Source organism: Paraburkholderia sediminicola, assembly GCF_046030555.1.
Taxonomy (GTDB): Bacteria; Pseudomonadota; Gammaproteobacteria; order Burkholderiales; family Burkholderiaceae; genus Paraburkholderia; species Paraburkholderia sediminicola_E.
This window is the reverse complement of sequence record NZ_JAQQCH010000002.1, coordinates 240,282-258,462: the sequence shown is the minus strand read 5'-3', so window position 1 is coordinate 258,462 and position 18,181 is coordinate 240,282. Positions and strand designations below refer to the sequence as shown.

Sequence of the window (18,181 nt, the reverse complement as noted above, 5' to 3'; positions counted from 1 at the left end):
GAGAACGGAAAACATCGAAACGAAACGGCCGCACTGGTAAAGTGCCCGTGATGTCGTTGCTCCCATAACGTATTCACCCACCTCGCGACGCCGCAATGCCGTTCAAGCCCAATCACCCTACCGCCCGCACCTCGATCGTGCACCGCATGCGGTACTTTCCGGCGGTCGCTGCCCTGAGCCTGTCCCTGCAGGGATGTACGCTGCATGGCGCGCCGTCGTATGAAATCTTCGGCGCATATTTTCCGCTCTGGTTGTTGAGCGCGGTAGTCGGACTCGTCGGCGCGCTGATTGCCCATCGGATATTCGTTTCCACGGGGTGGGCGCAGATCGTCCCGTTTCAACTCTCCGTCTGCGTGGCCATCGGTCTGACGGTCGCCGTGCTCTTCTGGCTTTCGGGAACAGGACAGCTCTTATGAAAAACGCCGGCTTGCGCAAAGCCCCCTTCAAAGGCCGTGTGATCGCGGGCGTGATCGTCGCGCTTGGCCTCGCGGCGGCCTGGTACGGCTATGACCGGACAACCCGCTTCCCGTCGACGGACGACGCAACGATCGATGCCGACGTCGTGCACGTCGCGTCGCCGGTCGGCGGCCGGATCATCAGGGTCACGGTGGAAGAGAACCAGCGGGTCGCGAAAGGCGACGTGCTCTTCGAGATCGATCCTGTGCCGTATCGGCTCGCGCTCGCGCAAGCCCAGGCCGACCTCGAACTGGCCCGCGCGACGCTCGAAACGCGGCGCAGGTCGATCGTCGGTGAGCGCGCCAATGCCGTCATCGCCGGCGACCAGACGGGCAAAGCGGCACACAACTACGCGCTGGCATCGCGCACGGTACAGCGGCTCACGCCGCTCGTGGCGAAGGGTTACGTACCGGTCCAGCAACTGGATCAGGCACAGGTCGCGCAGCACGATGCGGCGTTGTCACTGAAGCAGGCACAGGAGCAGAAGCAGGCGACCGCGCAGACGATCGGCGACGAAGCAGGTGCCGTCGCCACAGTGCATGCGCGCGAGGCGGCCCTCGCGCTCGCGCAGCGCGGCCTCGACGACACCATCGTGCGGGCGTCGCAGAATGGTTTTGTCACGGGCCTGTCGGTGCTGGCGGGCGAGACGGTCGCGCCGCATCAGTCGATCTTCACGCTCGTCCACGCGGACGAATGGTTCGCCGTCGCCAACTTCCGGGAGGGCGCGCTCGCGCGGATCCAGCCGGGTGATTGCGCGACCGTTTATTCCATGATCGACCGGAGCCAGGCGATTCACGGCAAAGTGATCGGCATCGGTGCCGGCGTTGCGGATTCCGACCGTATCAATCTGCCGCGCACGTTGCCGATCGTCCAGCAGTCCGTGAACTGGGTGCGGGTCGCCCAGCGCTTCCCCGTGCGCGTGCGGCTCGACGAGCCGGCGGCCCGGCTGGTCCGGATCGGTGCGAGTGCGATAGTCGAGGTCCGGCATGGCGCAGCCTGCCGGTGATCTTGCCCGACCGGGCGCCGCCGACATCCTGAAGCTGCTTGCCCCCTATCCGGGGCGAGCCGCGATGGCGACGCGCATCGCGCTGATCTGCGCGCTGACGGCGTTCGTGACGAGCGCGTACGGCACGCCGGAAGCCGCGATTTCCGCCTACGTCGTGTTCTTTCTGAACCGGCCCGACCGGGTGCTGAGCGTGGTGCTCGGTGCAGGATTGCTGGTGCTGGTCACGGTGATCATCGCATTGGTCATGGTGGTGGCCATGTTCGCGCTCGACGATCCGCTCTGGCGGGTTGCGTGTATCGCGGGGCTATCGCTGGGGCTGCTGTTCGTGACCTCGGCAAGCAAGCTGCGGCCGGTCGGCGCGATCATCGCGATGATCGTCGGCTTTGCGCTCGACGAACTCGGCAACGTCCCGTTCGGCGAAGTGGCGACGCGCGCCCTGCTCTACGCCTGGCTGATGGTCGCGATTCCGATCGGCATCTCGATCGGCGTCAACCTGTTAATGGCCCCGTCGCCGCGGAAGCTTGCCGGCAGCGAGTTGGCGAAGCGCTTGCGGATCGCGGCCCGCAGTCTGACCGAACCCGCGGCAACGGACGACGCGCTCGGCGCATGCCTGCGCGAGGGGGACGAGCAAATCGGAACGTGGCTCAAGCTCTCCGTCGTGGACGGATCGTCGGTGCGTGCCGACGTTCCCCCGCTACGGCAGGCCGTGTCGTCGACGCTGGCGATCCTGGTCGCGGCCGGGCTGGCCGCGCGCGAACCATCGGCGCGGCTGCCGGCATCGTTCGCCGGGCCTATTGCCGACACACTGGAGAACATGGCGCAGATGCTCGAGGCCGGTGGCTATCCGGTCGACATCGAACTCAGCCTGCCTGACGTGGCAGAACTGAAGCCACTCGCACGGATCGTCGTCGAGGATCTGCACGATGCGATCATTCGCTTTGCTGTTGTCGAAGTCGAGGGCGAAAGCAAAGGCGGAGACAAAGTCGAAACCACGGCCGAAGGTAAAGTCGAAGCCAAGGTCGAAACCGAAGCACAAGCCAAAGCGAACACCAAGGCCACGCCCCCATCCGCTGGCAAACACGGCGGCTTCTTCCTCCCCGACGCATTCAGCAATCCCGACCACATCCGCTACGCGCTGAAGACCACCGCGGCGGCGATGTTCTGCTATCTGCTTTATTCGCAGATCAACTGGCCGGGTATCCACACCTGCTTCATCACGGTCTACATGGTGTCGCTCGGCACCACCGCCGAAACCGTCGAGAAAATGACGCTGCGGATTGCCGGGTGTCTGGTGGGTGCGCTGCTCGGCACTGCGGCAATCATCTTCGTGACGCCGGTGCTGACGTCCGTCGTCGGATTGATGTCGCTCGTGCTGGTCGGTGCATGGCTGTCGGCGTGGATCGCTTTCGGCTCGCCGCGCATTGCTTATGCCGGCTTCCAGATCGCCCTGGCGTTTTTCATGTGCGTGCTGCAGGGCGCGGCGCCTGGCTACGATTTGACACTCGCGCGCGATCGCACGATCGGGATTCTGATCGGCAACGTGGTCGTCTATCTGGTTTTCACCCGCGTGTGGCCGGTCAGCGTGGCCGCGCGCATCGACACTGGGATCGCCGCGCTGCGGCAGCAGTGGGAACGGCTGACGGCGCTGCCCCAGGCGGGCACGCGCCGGGCGCAGGCGGCGAGCGTCATGGCTCAGTGCGGCGCGCTGGAGCAGGACCTCGCGCTGATGCATTACGAGCCGTCGTGGGTTCGCCCCGAACCGCAGTGGATCGCCGAACGCCGCAGCGCGCTGGCCAAGCTCGATGCACTCGAAGGGCCGATGTTCCTGCTCGCCGAACGACGCCCGGGCGATGCCGCGATCGACGGCTGGTTTAAACGGATCATGGACGGGGTGCAGTTACCGTCGGCCGAAATGGATGTTGGGGCCGACGAGGCCGCGGCTTTGCCCGTCACGCAGGGTCCGCCCTTGGCGGTGGCGCCGGATCCAGCTTTGCCAATCGCGCAAGCGCCACCGTTGCCAATTGTGCCGATCTCCGCTTTGGCCGCCGCGCCAAACGCGACTTTGCCGGACGCGACATCCGACGACGACGCACGCACCGCTTTACTGGACCTCGGCAACGCACGCCTCTCTCAACTCGAACACGCGGCGTCGAGCGACGCGGCGAAGGAACTCACGACTCATGCGCCGGCTTAACCCCTCATTCGCACTGGCGATCCTGGCCGCGGCGGGTTTGGCCGGATGCGCCGCGTCGTCCATCGACATGGCGCCGGACAGCCCCGACCGTCCGTGGCAACCGCAGACGGATGCGGCCGGTGCCATCGTGCCTGGGCCTGCGGCCGCGTCGCCGGTGTCAGCTTCAGCTTCGGCTAACTCAGCGGCCGCGACAGCATCCCCACGCGGCTACCAGCTACCCGCGAATCCCGCGCTTGCCGCCGTGCCGCCTCCACCGGCCCTCGAGCAGGCGCATGCATACGCGCTACCCGAACTGATCGATCTGGCGGAGTCGGCGAATCCGCTGACCCGCATCGCCTGGAACGACGCGCGCAATGTGGCGCTCGCGGCCGGCATCGCGAAGAGCGCCTATCTACCGCAACTGTCAGTCGCGGCGATGGGGCAGTACGCTGGCCTTCATGATTCGAGCTCATCCGTGCTCGGCGATTCGTCGGCAAGCGCTACAGGGCACGGCATGACCTCGGTGCTATCGCTGCAATGGCTGCTGTTCGATTTCGGTGGACGTGCCGCGCGCGTCGAGGCCGCCTCGCAGGCATCGGTGATGGCGAACATCGGCTTCACCGCGGTCCACCAACAGGTGATTTTCGACGTCAGCATCGCCTTCTACGCGTACCAGGCCGCGCACGCCCGCATCGCCACAACGCAACAAGGCCTCGACAACGCCGACGCGATCCTGGCCGCGGCACAGTCGCGCTACAAGCATGGCATCGGCACCGTCATCGAAGTGGCGCAGGCCAACCAGAATCGCGCGCAGGCGAAGCTCGCGCTCGTCCAGGCCCAGGGCGCCGAAAGCAACAGCTATCTCGCGCTAATCTCCGCGATGGGGATCTCGCCGTTGTCGAAACCCAGGATCGCGGAGATGCCGGCGCGTACGCTGCCGGCGCCGACGAACGACTCGATCGAGCGGATCGTGTCGACCGCCATCGCCCGCCGCCCGGACGTGTTGAGCGCCTATGCGGCCGAGCGGGTCAATCTGGCGAAAGTGAAAGCGGCCGAATCGGACTTCATGCCGAAGGTGTTCGTCTCGGCGACGGGCGCATACAACACCGGCAGTTCGTCGATTTCGGCGGTTCCGGCCATCGGTCAGCAACTGCCGACCGTGAACCTGAGCGGCGGCCGCTACGGCGGCAGCGTGATCGTTGGCGTAACGATTCCTCTGTACGACGGCGGCTTGCGATCGGCCGTGCTCGCGCAGGCACGCAACGATGCCGACAGTGCGTCGACGCGTCTTACCCGAAGCCGCGAAGAAGCGGTTCGGCAAATCGTTACTGCGCAGAATACGCTGCAGACCAGTCTTGCCGCGCAGGCTGCCGCCAAAGAGCTGCTTGCTGCAGCGCAAACAACGTATGACGCCGCATTCGATGCGTACCGGCACGGTGTCGGCTCGGTCACCGACGCGCTGCTTGCGCAGAATCAATTGCTGGCGGCGGAGAACGCGGACGCCGATAGTTACAGCAGTGCGCTGTCCGCCGCTGCTGCGCTCGCGCTGGCAACCGGATCGGTCGAGTCGATTCCGATGCGCGACAACTGGTGAGCAAACGGTTGAGGGCATGGGTCGACTCCGCCCTCCTCCAGCGCGAAATCACGCGGCCTAGCGGGCATTAATTTCCCTAATTTTTTTCGATTTTTGTTGGTATTTTTGTTGTTTAACGCGGAGGTAAGATCGTCGCAGCCTGAATAGAAGAAGGGGCAAAAATGGCGATCACCTTGAATCTGTCAGCGTCCGCAAATCTGAACAAGTCCCTGAAGATAGACGCCATTCGATTCCTCGCGGCTGTCTGGGTCTTGATGTATCACTTTCGTCCGCCCTTGTTTAAAGAACTTCTGCCGCATCGGCTCGCCTTCCTCGGCAGCGCATTGTGGTCAGGATCGACGGCGCTGTTTGCGGGTCCCGCCGCCGTCATCGTGTTCTTCGTCATTTCCGGCTATTGCATCCACAACGCATATCAACGGGATGTCACGCTCAAGCCGATCAACTATTACGCGTCCAGATTCATCCGCATCGGCTTGCCGCTGCTCATCCTGCTGTGCCTCGTTCAACCTTTGCCGACGGGACAAAATTATCTGGAGTCCGTGCTTTGGTCGCTCTACTGCGAGATGGTGTATTACGCCGCTTATCCGATCTTGCGCCCGCGGTTTCGCTACATCGGCGAAATGATCGTTGGCTGCACGCTTGCGGCAGGCGTGATGGTGGCCGCGGTTCGTCTGATAGGACACCCGGTTTGCCACAGTTGCGTGATTGAGACGTATGGCGTTCCGGGTACGGCACTCCTGTATGCGGCGGGATGGATTTCTGGCTGCCTGATCGCGGAAATCCAGCGCAACGCGGAGCAGTTCAACGTCCGTGGTGCGTATTCGCCACTCACCATGATGATCAAACGCGGCCTTGATCGGAGTACTCATTACCTGGCAAACCATCTGGTTGCATTGAGAGTCACGGTTGTCGCGGCCGGGGCGGCAGTGATGATTTTGCTATCCGAATCGAATCTCAAACCCGCAGTTGTGCCGGTGATTACGCCCGATATCACGCTCCCGCTATTTCAGTTCCTTGCGGCAATCTGGATCGCAGCGGAGACAGCCACCCCCTCCAGAAGCAGCGTTTGGTCCAGGCTGGCGACTTTTGGAGCATGGTCTTATAGCCTCTATCTCTGCCACAAGATGGCGCTTGCACTGCTGGAAATGACCCGATTCGATGACACATCGCGATTCGCATGGTTCGTACAGGTGGCGTTGGCGTTCGCCATCAGCTACGCGTTTTACCGGATGATCGAAAAGCCATCGCATCTGATTTCCCAGCGACTGCGGAAATACACGCCGAATGCACCAGCCGCGCCGGCTGCCTAAGCCGCCGGGCCTTTGCATTCATGCGCCCTTCAGATTGACACGGGGCACAATCTGGTGTCCGTCTGCGCCTCCCAATGCGTCCATGCGCTTGACGTGAAGTCGTGCGCGATACGTGTCCCCGTTGTTGCCGATCTCCTGTAGCCAGGTGTGCATACAGGCCCGAATGCGACAGGTGCCAGCGGGATCGCGCGGGAACGGTCCGCCTCCGGATATGAAGTGAGATCCCATGCAATGACAAGGTCAGCGCCTTCTGTCCTGATCTCTCGCGCCGACGTCATGGACAGGCGGATACGAATGTCCGGACGCGTGCGATAGAAATCGGCAAGGTTCGCCGCCAACCAACGCATGGCAAATGTCGCACTGCATGCGACGTGCAGGCCCGAACCCTGCACTTGGGCCTGCAATCTGGCATAGCCGTGCTCGAGTTGCTCGAACACTGAACTGACGAGCAACGAAGTCCTGGACAGCCGGGGAAATCCCACGGTTGAAGTGGAAATTATCCTGGACGATGGCTCGAAAGGCCGGACAACGGTACCGTCTGGCGCTTCAACCGGGGAGCACGAGGCCGTCGAGATGCGGGACAACGATCCTGCGCGGTATCTGGGTAAGGGCGTCATGGCGGCAGTCAATGCGGTCAACACCGAACTGCGGGATGCACTGATCGGCATGAACGCCATGGACCAACGAGACGTCGATAAAACCATGATCGAGCTCGATGGCACCGACAACAAGCAGCGCCTCGGCGCGAATGCGATTCTCGGTTGCTCAATGGCCGCAGCGAATGCCGCGGCCGCGTTCAACCGGACCTCGCTGTTTCGTTATCTTGGCGGATTGCAGGCGTCTGTCCTGCCGGTTCCAATGATCAACATCATCAATGGCGGCGCACATGCCGACAATCCGCTCGATTTCCAGGAGTTCATGATTGGCAACTCGATCCTCGTCAAGATGAACCAGATCGGTACGCTCAGCGAAACGCTGGCAACCGTGCGAACGGCCCAGGGCGCCGCTTACAGCACGGTAATCTCACATCGCTCGGGAGAAACCGGAGACGTCAGCATTGCGGATATCGCCGTCGCGACAAACGCCGGTCAGATCAAGACGGGGTCGCTTTCTCGCACGGACCGAACCGCAAAGTACAACCAGTTGATCCGTATCGAGCGCGAGTTGGGCTCGCAGGCAAGGTTTGCTGGCGCGGCACCGTTCGCCTCGCGTCGCGGACGACCTGCGTCGTAAAGGCTATACTGGATAGACCGTCGGCACCCAGTCGTGCCACGGCGACTTCAAGATAGTGGCGTGCGACTTGACTACGCTTGTTTCCGTGACCGATGCGTCGAAGACGCCTCGTACCGCCACCAAACGTTTGAAGCGTGTCCCACCCAGCCAGCACGCAGGTGTGTCCGGCGAAAGGGACATGATATTGTTGCCGGCCAGCAGTCAGTTCGCCGCGCGCAACCGAATCAGGCAACGCTGCCTTTTTGGACGGACGAATAGAGCCGTGGATCAGAAAAAAGGATAGGTGCGATGGCCAATCAAGTGATTTTCAGCGGCGCGCCGTCGCAGGCCTGCAACCTTCCGGCGCTCCTGAAGGGAGGCGCCGTCATGGCAATGATCGGCGCGATACATGTCTGCGCGTCGAACGCTTTCCCGTTTCAGTGGCATGTGCTGCTTGCCCAAGCCGGGGCGGTCCTGATCGGTGTCAGTTTGCCGTTCGTCAAAACCGCGTTCACCCGAATCGTGATTGATACCGCACGGATTAGCTGGACGCAGGGCATTGTGCATCGACGTACGTCGATTCTCGAGCTTTCCCGGATTCAGCACATCACGTCGATCCAGCCCTGGTGGCAGCGTCTATTCGGTACTGCCACGCTTATCCTGATGACCGACGATCTGGCTCATCCGGTGAGGCGTTTGCCGGCTATCAGAGGCGCGGATCATCTCCGCAAGTTGCTGGACGAGGCAATCGCTGCGCGTCGCGAACGGCTTACTGCCGCCAACACGTATGATCCAGACGCGCCGGGTTACTCTCAGGCGCACAGTGTTTGAACCGGTCATTTGAGCGGCTGGGTCAAGGCGCAACGATAACCACCCCGCTTGCTGTTCAGCCAGAGTCACGCATAACGCGCAAGAAACATATCGGCAGCAGATTCCGCGACATGTCTTTGTTCATCCACGCTGAGGGTGGGCTGGCCCATCGTCACCTGCGGCCAGAAAGCGAACGCTTTCACCAGGCCCTGCAATTGCTGCGAAGCGAACGTGGGATCCGATGTCTTGAGGCGGCCATCGGCAGCGGCTGCGCGAATCCACACCGTCAAATCCTCTTCACGCTCGCCCATGCGAGCCACCATGTCGCGCGCGCGCTCCGGCGAATGAATGCCCGCCGCGATCGCAACGCGCGCCAAGGACAGAAACGCCTCGTCATTCAAAAGGCCCAGCTTTTTTAACAGAAGCTGGAGCAACTGCGCACGCAACGGATGCATGGAGGAATAAGCAGGCGCCTCCTCCGTGTCACTCGACTCCCACAACTGCCGCAGGATCGCTGCGAACAGTGCTTCCTTGCTTGGAAAATGGTTATAGACCGTCCGCTTCGAAACGCTCGCGCGCGCTGCGATGCGGTCCATGCTGGTCGCGTCGAAGCCGGCCGCGAGAAACTCTTCGATAGCGGCCCCAATTACGGCAGCGCGCTTGCGATCGGTCAGGCGGAGGGGGGTATCGCTGGTATTCATCGTTAAATTTTACACCGGGCAGTTTACTTTTCTCTAAAATAAACTACACTCAACAGTCTACTTTCTGTTTCGAGGCGGTTTGCATGACATCGTTCACCGGTTCTATTCGCCGCGCCTTGGGCCTGACGGCGGCGCGACGCGGGCGTGAATCGTTCGACACGTCGGCTCAGCACGACGGCGAGCGCTTTCGTAACGTCAAACCGCGTCCTGTCGAAGGAATCCGCAAAACCTTGAGCATCGTGTGGAATGTGCTGCTCAACAAACCGGACGGCACGGTGCCGGCGGCCCCCCTGCCTGTCGACGCACTGTCGCGTGAACAACTCCAGGCCGCGCCTGACCGGAGCCTGTATCGCCTCGGGCATTCGACCATGCTGCTCAAGCTGCGTGGTCAGTTCTGGTTGACGGACCCGGTCTTCGCTGAACGTGCATCGCCGTTCCGGCGCTTCGGTCCAAAGCGCTTTCATGCACCGCCCATTGCGCTCGAAGACTTGCCGCCGCTCGCCGGCGTGATTCTGTCGCACGACCACTACGACCACCTGGACCGCGAGACCGTGCTGGCGCTCGCTGCCAAGACGGCCGTGTTTCTGACGCCGCTGGGTGTTGGCGACCGTCTGATCGAGTGGGGTATCGACGCGTCGAAGGTCCGCCAGTTCGACTGGTGGCAGAGCGCTGAGATCGACGGTCTGGCGTTCACGGCAACACCGGCGCAGCATTTCTCCGGCCGCAGTCTCTTTGACGGCAACAGCACGTTGTGGGCCTCGTGGGTCATCGTCGATGACGCTTTGCGCATGTTCTTCAGCGGCGACACGGGCTACTTTGATGGATTCAAGACGATCGGCGAGCGGCTGGGTCCGTTCGACGTGACGCTGCTCGAAACCGGCGCCTACGATGCCCAATGGCCGTACGTGCACATGCAGCCCGACGAGACGGTACAGGCGCACGTCGATCTGCGCGGCCGCTGGCTGGTGCCGGTTCACAACGGCACGTTCGATCTGGCGATGCATCGCTGGCAAGAACCGTACGAACGCGTGGTCGGGCTCACCGCCGCGCGCGGCATTCCGCTTGCGACGCCCCGCATGGGAGAGCGGCTGGATCTGAGCGCACCGCACCGCGGCGGGAAGTGGTGGCGCGAGGTTGCGGAGCGTGTTCAGGAGCCCGCGACACCGCGGCGGCGCTTTGGCCGGCTGTCCTTTTGCACCGGCAAGAAGGAGCACGCTTAGGCACCGAAGGGCACTGACTGCCGCGGGTCTAGTCCTGATACCCGGGATCGATCCGGTCGAGAACATTGAAATCGGCAGCGGGCCCTTCCTGATCGCGTCGATCACCATGCCCGCGCGGCGCAAATTTGTCCTCCTGATTCTGGTCGCCGGGCCCATACGCCCGGCGATCCCCCGCAAGCAGCCCATATAGCGCGCTGTCCGACACTTCGTCGCCCACTATCCAGCGCTCGCGCAACAGTCCTTCGCGCGCAAATCCGAGTCGTTCGAGAAGCCTGGCCGAAGCGAGATTGCGAGGGTCGATATCCGCCTCGATGCGCCGCAAGTTCAGCACGCCGAACGCGTGCTCGATCAGCGCGGAAGCCGCCTCGATCATGTATCCGCTGCCCCAGTGCTTGCGTTGCAGACTGAAACCTATTTCCGCTCGCCGGCATTGCTCGTTCATATGGAAAAGATCGCAAGTGCCGAGTACTTCTTCAGTGGTTCGATGTTCGACTATGCAAATGAAGTCCTTGCCGTCAGCGGACGCCTTCAATGACCGCGCGATACGTTCCTCTGCCTGGTCCAGGCAGGTCATCGCCGGAAATGAAAAGTAGCGCATCGCCTCTGCGTCCGACCAGATCGCGAAGAGTGCCTGCAGGTCCTCATGGCGAGGTGGCCGCAGGATGAGACGTGGGGTAGTCAGCGTAACGGGCTGGAAAGAAAGCATGATGTAATGGATCGCCGCGAGCAGAGCGTGCCATTAAAGCATGAGGGGCACGACCCAACAACTTCGTGTGTTGAGACCATAACGAAAGTGGCCACCGCGCCGGCGCATTGACGGCTACAACGCGGACGCGACCTCCCGCAACGGCGAGTGGCCAGGCGGCGACCGGCGCGAAGCCCATGCGTCGCTCGCTGCCACAATCGCACCCTGCAACGCGGCGCCGTGACCGAAAGCGGCAATCGCCACGTCTGGCGGATAGGGCACAGCGCGCGCCAGCAGTGAACGAATACTGTCAGGAATGCCTGGGATACGTGCCATCCCGCCACCAATCACGATCCGCGACGGATCGAGCATGAGCGTCAGATTAGCGATGTGCCTGCCAAGCGCCTCGAACGCATCCTTGATCAGCGCCGCCACCTGAGGCACTGAACCCCGCAACGCAAAAGCTTCATGGGTGGTGACGTTTCGTCCTAGCAGTACGCTCACGCGGTCGGCAATCGCGCGACCGGAAACGAAGTCTTCCAGCGAGGCGCCGCCGTCGGCGAACAGAGCTTCATCGGGCACACCGCGCAATTGATAGCCGATCTCGCCGGCGGCGCCGTGCGCGCCGCGCAGCACCCGCCCATCGATCACCGCGGCCGCCGCCAGACCGGTCCCCAGGTTCAGGTAAAGGCCGCAATCGACGCCGGCAAGCGCGCCACAGCGCGCTTCTGCCAGCGCAGCGGCCTTGACGTCGGTTTCGACGGCGACGCACTGGGCGGCGAAGCCTGCGCGCAGGACATCGTAGAGTGCGAGCTGGTCCCAACCGGGATTGTTCGGCGCGAGCCGGATACCGTCGGGTTCGATGATGCCGGGGGTGACCGCGGCCACCGCCAGAAAGCGCCGCTCCACGCCGGCAAGCGTCTTCGAAATCAGCGCCGTCGCCGCTTCGAACATGCGCCGCATGACGATCTCCGCACCCTGCTCCGCCAAGGTCGGAATTTCTGCTTCATGAAGGCGCTCTCCCGCCGGTGTCGTGGTCGCCATGGCGATCTTGGTGCCGCCGATGTCGATAGCGAGCAGGAATCCACTCGTGCCTGCGCCGGCGTGCCGGGTTTCATCTATGTCTTTAACGTGCATGTGCTTCGGTATTCACGGTTGCGGGGGTGCCTGTCTGGCGTTCAAGAAATACTTCGCGGACAGGCTTCGGGCCGAACGGCCATTGACGGGCGACACGCGCCCAGATCAGGAACGCGATCAGCCCCAGGACGAGCCAGGCCGTCGACATCAACTGAGACTGACGATCGGTTGCATAGAAAACATAGAACCAGCCAACCAGCGCAACAAGGCTCGGCACCGGATAGAGCCACTGGCGATACGGGCGATGCAATTCCGGCTGACGACGACGCAGCACAGTCAATGCCGCGATCTGTGCCACCGACTGCAGCAACACCGCGACGGCGACCAGCATATTGATCACGGCGGTCAGATCGAAAAACGTGCCGGCGGCTGTGACCACGCCCATGACAAGCAGCGCGACGTGCGGGAAATTATGCTTCGGATGCAACTTGCCAAATGCCGCAAGAAACACACCGTCGCGCGCCGCATGGAAAGGCACGCGTGAGCCACCGAGCAGTCCGGCAAAGACTGACGCAAACGCCGCAATCAGGATCAGGACGGTGACGAACGCCGCCGCTGCATGCCCCCAATTGCGCGACACGACGAGCGACGCGACCGACGTCGACTTCGCCACCTCCTGCCACGGCACCGTACCGATCACGCCGACGTTCAACGCGAGGTAAAGAAACATCATGGCAATGATCGACACGATGATCGAGCGGGGCATGACGCGTCCGGGATTCTTCAGTTCGTCACCCATGTACGCCGTCGTGTTGTAGCCGGCGTAGTCGTAGATGGCGATGATGAGACCCGCGCCGAGGCCCGTGAAGAACTTGCTGATATCGCCCGCTCCAGGCGGCAGTGTCGTGGCGAGGCTCAGATGGAAGTTCGAGTACGCCGCGGCAATCGTCAGGCCGACCGCGAGCATCATGATGATCCACAGCACCGTGCTCAATGCACGAATCGATTCGATCCGCCGATAAAGCGCGAGGACGACCAGTGCGGTCACGCCGACGCCGATCGCGTGCGACTGCCACCCCGACAGATTCGGCAGGAAGAACCCCAGGTACTGAACAAAGCCGATGACGCCCGTGCTCATGATGAGCGGAATGGACAACATCGCGGTCCAGACGAAGAGAAAGGGCATCAGCTTGCCGGTACGGTACTGGAAGGCTTCGCGGACGTAGAGATACGTGCCGCCGGCGCCGGGCATCGCTGCGCCGAGTTCAGCCCAGACCAGGCCGTCCGCCATGGCCAGCACCGCGCCGAGAATCCAGCCGATGACGGCAAGCGGGCCATTCATCACGGCCACGATCGCCGGGATGGTCAGGAATGGGCCAATCCCGCAGATCTGAATCATGTTCACCGCAATCGCCGGGAACAGGCCGACGGAACGGTGGAAATGCGGCGCCTCGGCCACCGGCCGCCCGGCCGCGTCCGCCAGTGCGTTCGAGGAGGGCTCCTGCCATGCGGAATCGCTCATATGTGTCTCCTTGCGGCGCTCGCCGCGTTGATAGCCCGATGCTCCGGTGTTCGCTCATTTTTTTGCGAATGATAGGAAACTTTCTTTACTAATGCAATCGAACCAAAAATATTTCCGGTCCGAATCGACGGGAGGCCGCTTGCCCCGCCGTACAGTCGTTGATAGGATCGGCCATCCCGAAACCAGACGCCCCATGCACGCGCATAGAAAGAACAGCCGGCCGACAGTCACCGTCACCCGTGGCCCCGCGTTCGTACGCCAGGGCAATGAATGGGCCATCTACCAGCATCTGTTGTCGCTGGCGCCCGCCTCCAGCCCGCAGCTCGCGGAGAGCACGGGGCTGTCTAAAGTCACGGTCTCGGCCGCGCTCGGCAATCTCGAGCGGCTTGGAATCGTCGAGCAGACGGGCGTGCGTGGCGGTAGCGCGGGACGCTCGCCCCGTCTTTACGCTCCCCGGGCGCGAGCGGGTTTTGTGGTCGCGATCGACGTCGGCGCCGAGTGGATACGGGGCGCGGTCGCCGATCTGACCGGGACGGTAGTGGCACGGCTCGAAAAGCGCACCCCTGCCCGCGTGGAACGGCTGGTCGCCCGAATCGTCGAGCTTGTCGGCGCGATGCTTGAAGAGCAACACATCGCGCGCAACGAGGTATTGGCGACCGTGTTCGGCTCGCCTGGCGTACTGGATACGGAAAGCGACAGACTTCGTCTCGCGCCGAACCTGCCGGATCTGGAGCGTGCGGGGCTGATCCCTTCGCTACGGGAAGCGCTCGATGCTGATCTGCTGGTTGAGAACGACATCAACCTGGCCACGCTAGGCGAACAGCAGCATGGCCTTGGGCGCGGCGTCGACAATTTTGTCTTTATGTCGGTCGGCACGGGGGTGGGTCTCGGGATCATCGCCGACGGAAGGCTGCATCGCGGCGCGCATGGTTTTGCCGGCGAAATTGCCGTCCTGCCCGCGGCCCCGGTTGTGGGTTCGAAATCCGATGGAATCTATCGACCCAAGTTCGAAGTGTCCGCCGCCGCGAAGGGAATCGTGGCGCACGCACAGCGGCTTGGCCTTGACGTGGCCAATGCGGAAGCGGTGTTCGTGGCGGCCCACGCAGGCAATCAGCGCGCACTCGACTGCGTCGCGGAAGAAGCGCGGCAACTCTCGTGGGGACTGGCGTCGATCATCCCGATCCTCGATCCGAAACTGGTCGTGCTCGGCGGAGGTATTGGGCGAAGCGGCGCCCTGCTGCTACCAACGATCCGGGATCACCTTGCTAACTGGCTACCCATTCCTGTGCCTGAATTCGCGGTCTCGGCAACTGGGACGGATGCTGTGCTGCTTGGAGCGATTGTTCTAGGCGTGGAGCGGGGGCGGCTCAGGGCTTTTGAGCGGCTTGGGTATGCGACTTCGTAGCGTGGTGTAGCGCGCGCGCCTTGAGTTGAGGGCGCAGCAGCAGATAGAAGGCGGCAACATGCGTAATCATCAACACCGGCACGTAGATGATCGGAATCGCGTACGTAGCGCCCAGCTCTCCCGCACGCGCAGGAAGATCGGACTGGATAGCGTGGTAGTAGTCGAGGATGAGGTCGGTCGCGCCCACAAGATTGAAGGCTACGACGAACATCCAGAAGAGTGGGCGTGTTCGCGCTGTGAGTAGCGCCAGCATGGCTAGCACTCCCGTTGCGAAGTCACCGTATGCGGCGAACACAGCGAAGCTGGCAGGCAGATCGGGGCTGACGACGCCTGGCAGAATGAAGACCAGCCCGAAGAAACGGAAGCTGTGCAAGGTGGCGATGGCGCGTTGCGCTTCGAATGGATCCATCGAATTGAGCCTGGGCCAGACGTATACGCGCAAGCAAAGCAGCCAGGCGACATACCCCAGAATGAGTTGCAATAGAAAGAGAAGCTCCGGTGGCATATTGCCTCCTGTCAGGTGTTGTCTGGCGCATTGAAGTAGGAAGAGGAGATCTGCAGACGTAGGTGTACCATGGCCTCTCGCGAGCGACTATTCATCACAATGTTGACGGGCTATGAAGCAGAACTTCACAGTCAGACAGGGGGCGCTCGATGGCGTGGAGGTGTTCCTGAGCGTCGCCCAGCATCGCAGTTTTCGCCGGGCAGCCGCGGAACTCGGGGTGACACCGTCGGCCGTCAGCCAGACAGTCCGTGTACTTGAAGCGCGCATTGGCGCAGCGCTCTTCATACGCACCACGCGTAGTGTCGGCCTGACCGAAGCGGGCGAACGGTTTCTGTCGCGGGCAAAGCCTGCCTTTGAAGAGCTTGTCGCGGCTAGTGATGTTGCGCGCGGACTTGGCCAGCGGCCCGCCGGGTTGTTGCGTCTTTCGGTGCCGCGCGCGGTGGTGCCCATCCTGCTGGAACCCCTGATCGCATCTTTCTGCCGGGCTTATCCCGAGGTCGAAGTGGAGATCGCTGCGAGCAAGGAGTTGATCGATCTCGCAGCGGAAGGGTTCGATGCCGGCATCCGGTTGGGTCAGTTCGTCGACGCCGACATGGTCGCCGTACCGCTGACGCCACCGTTTCGTCTCATCGTCGTCGGCAGCCCTGCCTACTTCGCAGAGCATAGTCAGCCCAAGCACACGGACGATCTGCGCCAGCACGCATGCTTGCGATGGCGGCGATCCAGCGGTGCGCTCGCGCTATGGTCATTCAACGACAACGGCCAGGCGATCGAGATCGCCGTGTCCGGCCCTCTCATCGCCAACGATTTTTCCACCATGCTTGGCGCGGCAGTCGAAGGCATGGGCCTTGCCCAGCTACCTGAGCCGATGGCCGCCGAAGGGTTGAGAGCGGGAAAACTGATGCACGTGCTGGAGCCGTTCGCGCCGGTGATACCGGGCGTGTTTCTCTACTATCCAGGCCGCCGGCAGATCATGCCGAAGCTGCGCGCCTTCATCGATCATGTGAAGAGCCGCCCGGCAGGCCGTGGCGAAGTCCCCGGTACGAAATGACTATTGGCGTGCCGGGTTGCGGAAACTCCAGCCTCAACGGTTCACCACCCGCGCCGGAATAAAGGCCCAAACCAGAAACGCGGACAGCGTCAACGAACCGGCAACCAGATACAAGCCGGACGACAGCGTGCCAGTCTGGCCTTTCAGCCAGCCGATGACAGTCGGACTAACGAACCCCGCCAGATTCGCAGTCGAATTGATCAGCGCGATACCGGCGGCGGCCCCTACCCCGCCCAGAAACGACGTGGGCAAAGCCCAAAACATAGGTAGCGCGCTGATGATGCCTACCGCGACCATCGTCAGTCCCAGCATCGACAGCGTCGAACTGCCCGCGGCGTTGGCACACAACACGAAGCCGCTGGCTGCGAACAGGGTTGGCACGATCACATGCCAACGTCGTTCGCGACGCTTGTCCGCACTGCGTCCGATCAGCAGCATGCCGATCAGTGCGGCCGTGTAGGGGATCATCGTCATCACGCCGATCAGCGCCGGACTCCTGATACCGGTGCCCTTGATGATGGTCGGCTGCCAGAAGCTCAGCGCATACGAGCCCATGATGATGCCGAACAGGATCAGTGAGAGCAGCCAGACGCGGCCGGAGCGGAACACCTGGCTTACCGAACCATGTGTCCTGGTTTTGCCCTCCCTATCGAGGTCGAACTGAACCTGCGCACGTTCCTCGACGCTGAGCCATGTGGCGTGCGCCACCTTGTCGTCGAGGCGGTGGTAGACCATCACGCCAAGCAGAATGCCCGGCAAGGCTTCCAGGATGAACAACCACTGCCAGCCATGCATGCCGGCAAAGCCGGCCGTCGCGGTCATGATGTAGCCCGCCAGGGGACCTCCCACGATGCCCGACACGGGATTGCCCGCGGTCAGCAACGCCACCATCCGGCCGCGCCTGTGCGACGGGAACCAATAGGTCAGATAGAGCAGCATGCCCGGATAGAAACCGGCTTCCGCAATACCGAGGAAGAAGCGCACGATGTAGAAATGCAACGGAGTACTAACCCAGGCGGTGCACATCGAAAGGACCGCCCAGGTGATCATGATTCGCGCGATCCAGCGCCTCGCGCCGAGCTTGTGCAGCAACAGGTTGCTGGGCACTTCAAAGAAAAAATAGCCGATAAAAAACATGCCCGCGCCAAGACCGTAGACCGCCTCGCTGAACTGCAGATCGTTCAGCATTTGCAGCTTGGCAAAGCCAACGTTGACGCGGTCCAGATAGGCCACCACATAGCAGGCGAACAGCAGTGGCAGGAAGCGCCAGGCGATGCGCCTGTAGACCGCGTCGGCGGAGTCGGCAATGCTGGCGCCGGCCGCAACATTGTGGGGGTGGATATTCAAGAAGTGTCTCCGGTTTTTCGATTGCGATCGATACGGTATGGGTGACGCGCAGTGTCACTTTTTCGGAGCATTAGAAGAACCACCTTCCGGTGCGTTTAGACCATAAA

At 62.4% G+C, this 18,181-nt stretch carries 15 protein-coding genes and 2 pseudogenes; 10 read left to right on the top strand and 7 right to left on the bottom strand.

Features of this window, described 5'->3' with window-relative positions:
* The first annotated feature begins 146 nt into the window (after positions 1 to 146).
* The 5 genes from PQQ52_RS04385 to PQQ52_RS04365 all read left to right on the top strand — a co-directional run bounded on the left by PQQ52_RS04385 (position 147) and on the right by PQQ52_RS04365 (position 6,539).
* Positions 147 to 416, top strand: a complete 270-nt coding sequence (locus PQQ52_RS04385) for a YtcA family lipoprotein (RefSeq protein WP_408207724.1) — start codon at positions 147 to 149, stop codon at positions 414 to 416.
* Positions 413 to 1,462 (top strand): multidrug transporter subunit MdtN, encoded by a 1,050-nt coding sequence (mdtN, locus tag PQQ52_RS04380; RefSeq protein ID WP_408207207.1) that lies wholly within the window; start codon positions 413 to 415, stop codon positions 1,460 to 1,462. The genes PQQ52_RS04385 and mdtN overlap by 4 nt, the downstream gene beginning before the upstream one ends.
* A complete protein-coding gene (locus PQQ52_RS04375; protein ID WP_408207205.1) occupies positions 1,443 to 3,656 on the top strand; it encodes an FUSC family protein in 2,214 nt (737 codons plus the stop codon). The genes mdtN and PQQ52_RS04375 overlap by 20 nt, the downstream gene beginning before the upstream one ends.
* Positions 3,643 to 5,229: a TolC family protein gene (locus PQQ52_RS04370; RefSeq protein WP_408207203.1), complete on the top strand. Its 1,587-nt coding sequence runs from the start codon at positions 3,643 to 3,645 to the stop codon at positions 5,227 to 5,229. Before PQQ52_RS04375 ends, PQQ52_RS04370 begins: the two co-directional genes overlap by 14 nt.
* A 161-nt stretch (positions 5,230 to 5,390) precedes the next feature.
* Positions 5,391 to 6,539 (top strand): acyltransferase family protein, encoded by a 1,149-nt coding sequence (locus tag PQQ52_RS04365; RefSeq protein WP_408207201.1) that lies wholly within the window; start codon positions 5,391 to 5,393, stop codon positions 6,537 to 6,539.
* A 59-nt stretch (positions 6,540 to 6,598) separates the two neighbouring features.
* On the opposite strand, the pseudogene PQQ52_RS04360 reads toward PQQ52_RS04365, so the two are convergent.
* Positions 6,599 to 6,985: pseudogene (locus PQQ52_RS04360) on the bottom strand (LysR substrate-binding domain-containing protein); the annotation flags it as partial.
* Here PQQ52_RS04360 and PQQ52_RS04355 point away from each other — a divergent pair.
* Positions 6,981 to 7,772 carry a phosphopyruvate hydratase family protein gene (locus PQQ52_RS04355; protein ID WP_408207722.1) on the top strand — a complete coding sequence of 264 codons (792 nt, stop codon included), beginning with the start codon at positions 6,981 to 6,983 and terminating at the stop codon, positions 7,770 to 7,772. The pseudogene PQQ52_RS04360 and the gene PQQ52_RS04355 overlap by 5 nt on opposite strands.
* 288 nt (positions 7,773 to 8,060) lie before the next feature.
* Complete coding sequence (locus tag PQQ52_RS04350) at positions 8,061 to 8,582, top strand: PH domain-containing protein (RefSeq protein WP_408207199.1); 522 nt, start codon at positions 8,061 to 8,063, stop codon at positions 8,580 to 8,582.
* A 65-nt stretch (positions 8,583 to 8,647) separates the two neighbouring features.
* On the opposite strand, the gene PQQ52_RS04345 is transcribed toward PQQ52_RS04350, so the two are convergent.
* A complete protein-coding gene (locus tag PQQ52_RS04345; RefSeq protein ID WP_408207197.1) occupies positions 8,648 to 9,262 on the bottom strand; it encodes a TetR/AcrR family transcriptional regulator in 615 nt (204 codons plus the stop codon).
* Between the two features lie 83 nt (positions 9,263 to 9,345).
* On the opposite strand from PQQ52_RS04345, the gene PQQ52_RS04340 reads away from it, so the two are divergent.
* On the top strand, positions 9,346 to 10,482 hold the full coding sequence (locus tag PQQ52_RS04340) for an MBL fold metallo-hydrolase (RefSeq protein ID WP_408207195.1): 1,137 nt from the start codon (positions 9,346 to 9,348) through the stop codon (positions 10,480 to 10,482).
* A 163-nt stretch (positions 10,483 to 10,645) separates the two neighbouring features.
* Here PQQ52_RS04340 and PQQ52_RS04335 read toward each other — a convergent pair.
* The 3 genes and pseudogenes from PQQ52_RS04335 to PQQ52_RS04325 all read right to left on the bottom strand — a co-directional run.
* Positions 10,646 to 11,188 (bottom strand): annotated as a pseudogene (locus tag PQQ52_RS04335) (GNAT family N-acetyltransferase); the annotation flags it as partial.
* 114 nt (positions 11,189 to 11,302) lie between these two features.
* Entirely contained in the window at positions 11,303 to 12,304 is a 1,002-nt protein-coding gene (locus tag PQQ52_RS04330) for an ROK family protein (RefSeq protein WP_408207193.1), read from the bottom strand.
* On the bottom strand, positions 12,294 to 13,766 hold the full coding sequence (locus tag PQQ52_RS04325) for an APC family permease (RefSeq protein WP_408207191.1): 1,473 nt from the start codon (positions 13,764 to 13,766) through the stop codon (positions 12,294 to 12,296). The genes PQQ52_RS04330 and PQQ52_RS04325 overlap by 11 nt, the downstream gene beginning before the upstream one ends.
* 193 nt (positions 13,767 to 13,959) lie before the next feature.
* Here PQQ52_RS04325 and PQQ52_RS04320 point away from each other — a divergent pair, with 193 nt between their 5' ends.
* Positions 13,960 to 15,171 carry an ROK family transcriptional regulator gene (locus PQQ52_RS04320; protein ID WP_408207189.1) on the top strand — a complete coding sequence of 404 codons (1,212 nt, stop codon included), beginning with the start codon at positions 13,960 to 13,962 and terminating at the stop codon, positions 15,169 to 15,171.
* On the opposite strand, the gene PQQ52_RS04315 is transcribed toward PQQ52_RS04320, so the two are convergent.
* Complete coding sequence (locus tag PQQ52_RS04315; protein ID WP_408207187.1) at positions 15,134 to 15,676, bottom strand: DUF8737 domain-containing protein; 543 nt, start codon at positions 15,674 to 15,676, stop codon at positions 15,134 to 15,136. The genes PQQ52_RS04320 and PQQ52_RS04315 overlap by 38 nt on opposite strands.
* A gap of 112 nt (positions 15,677 to 15,788) precedes the next feature.
* Between PQQ52_RS04315 and PQQ52_RS04310 the strand changes: the two genes are divergently transcribed.
* Positions 15,789 to 16,727 (top strand): LysR family transcriptional regulator, encoded by a 939-nt coding sequence (locus PQQ52_RS04310; RefSeq protein WP_408207185.1) that lies wholly within the window; start codon positions 15,789 to 15,791, stop codon positions 16,725 to 16,727.
* A gap of 33 nt (positions 16,728 to 16,760) precedes the next feature.
* On the opposite strand, the gene PQQ52_RS04305 is transcribed toward PQQ52_RS04310, so the two are convergent.
* Positions 16,761 to 18,074 (bottom strand): MFS transporter, encoded by a 1,314-nt coding sequence (locus PQQ52_RS04305; RefSeq protein ID WP_408207183.1) that lies wholly within the window; start codon positions 18,072 to 18,074, stop codon positions 16,761 to 16,763.
* Between the last annotated feature and the right edge of the window lie 107 nt (positions 18,075 to 18,181).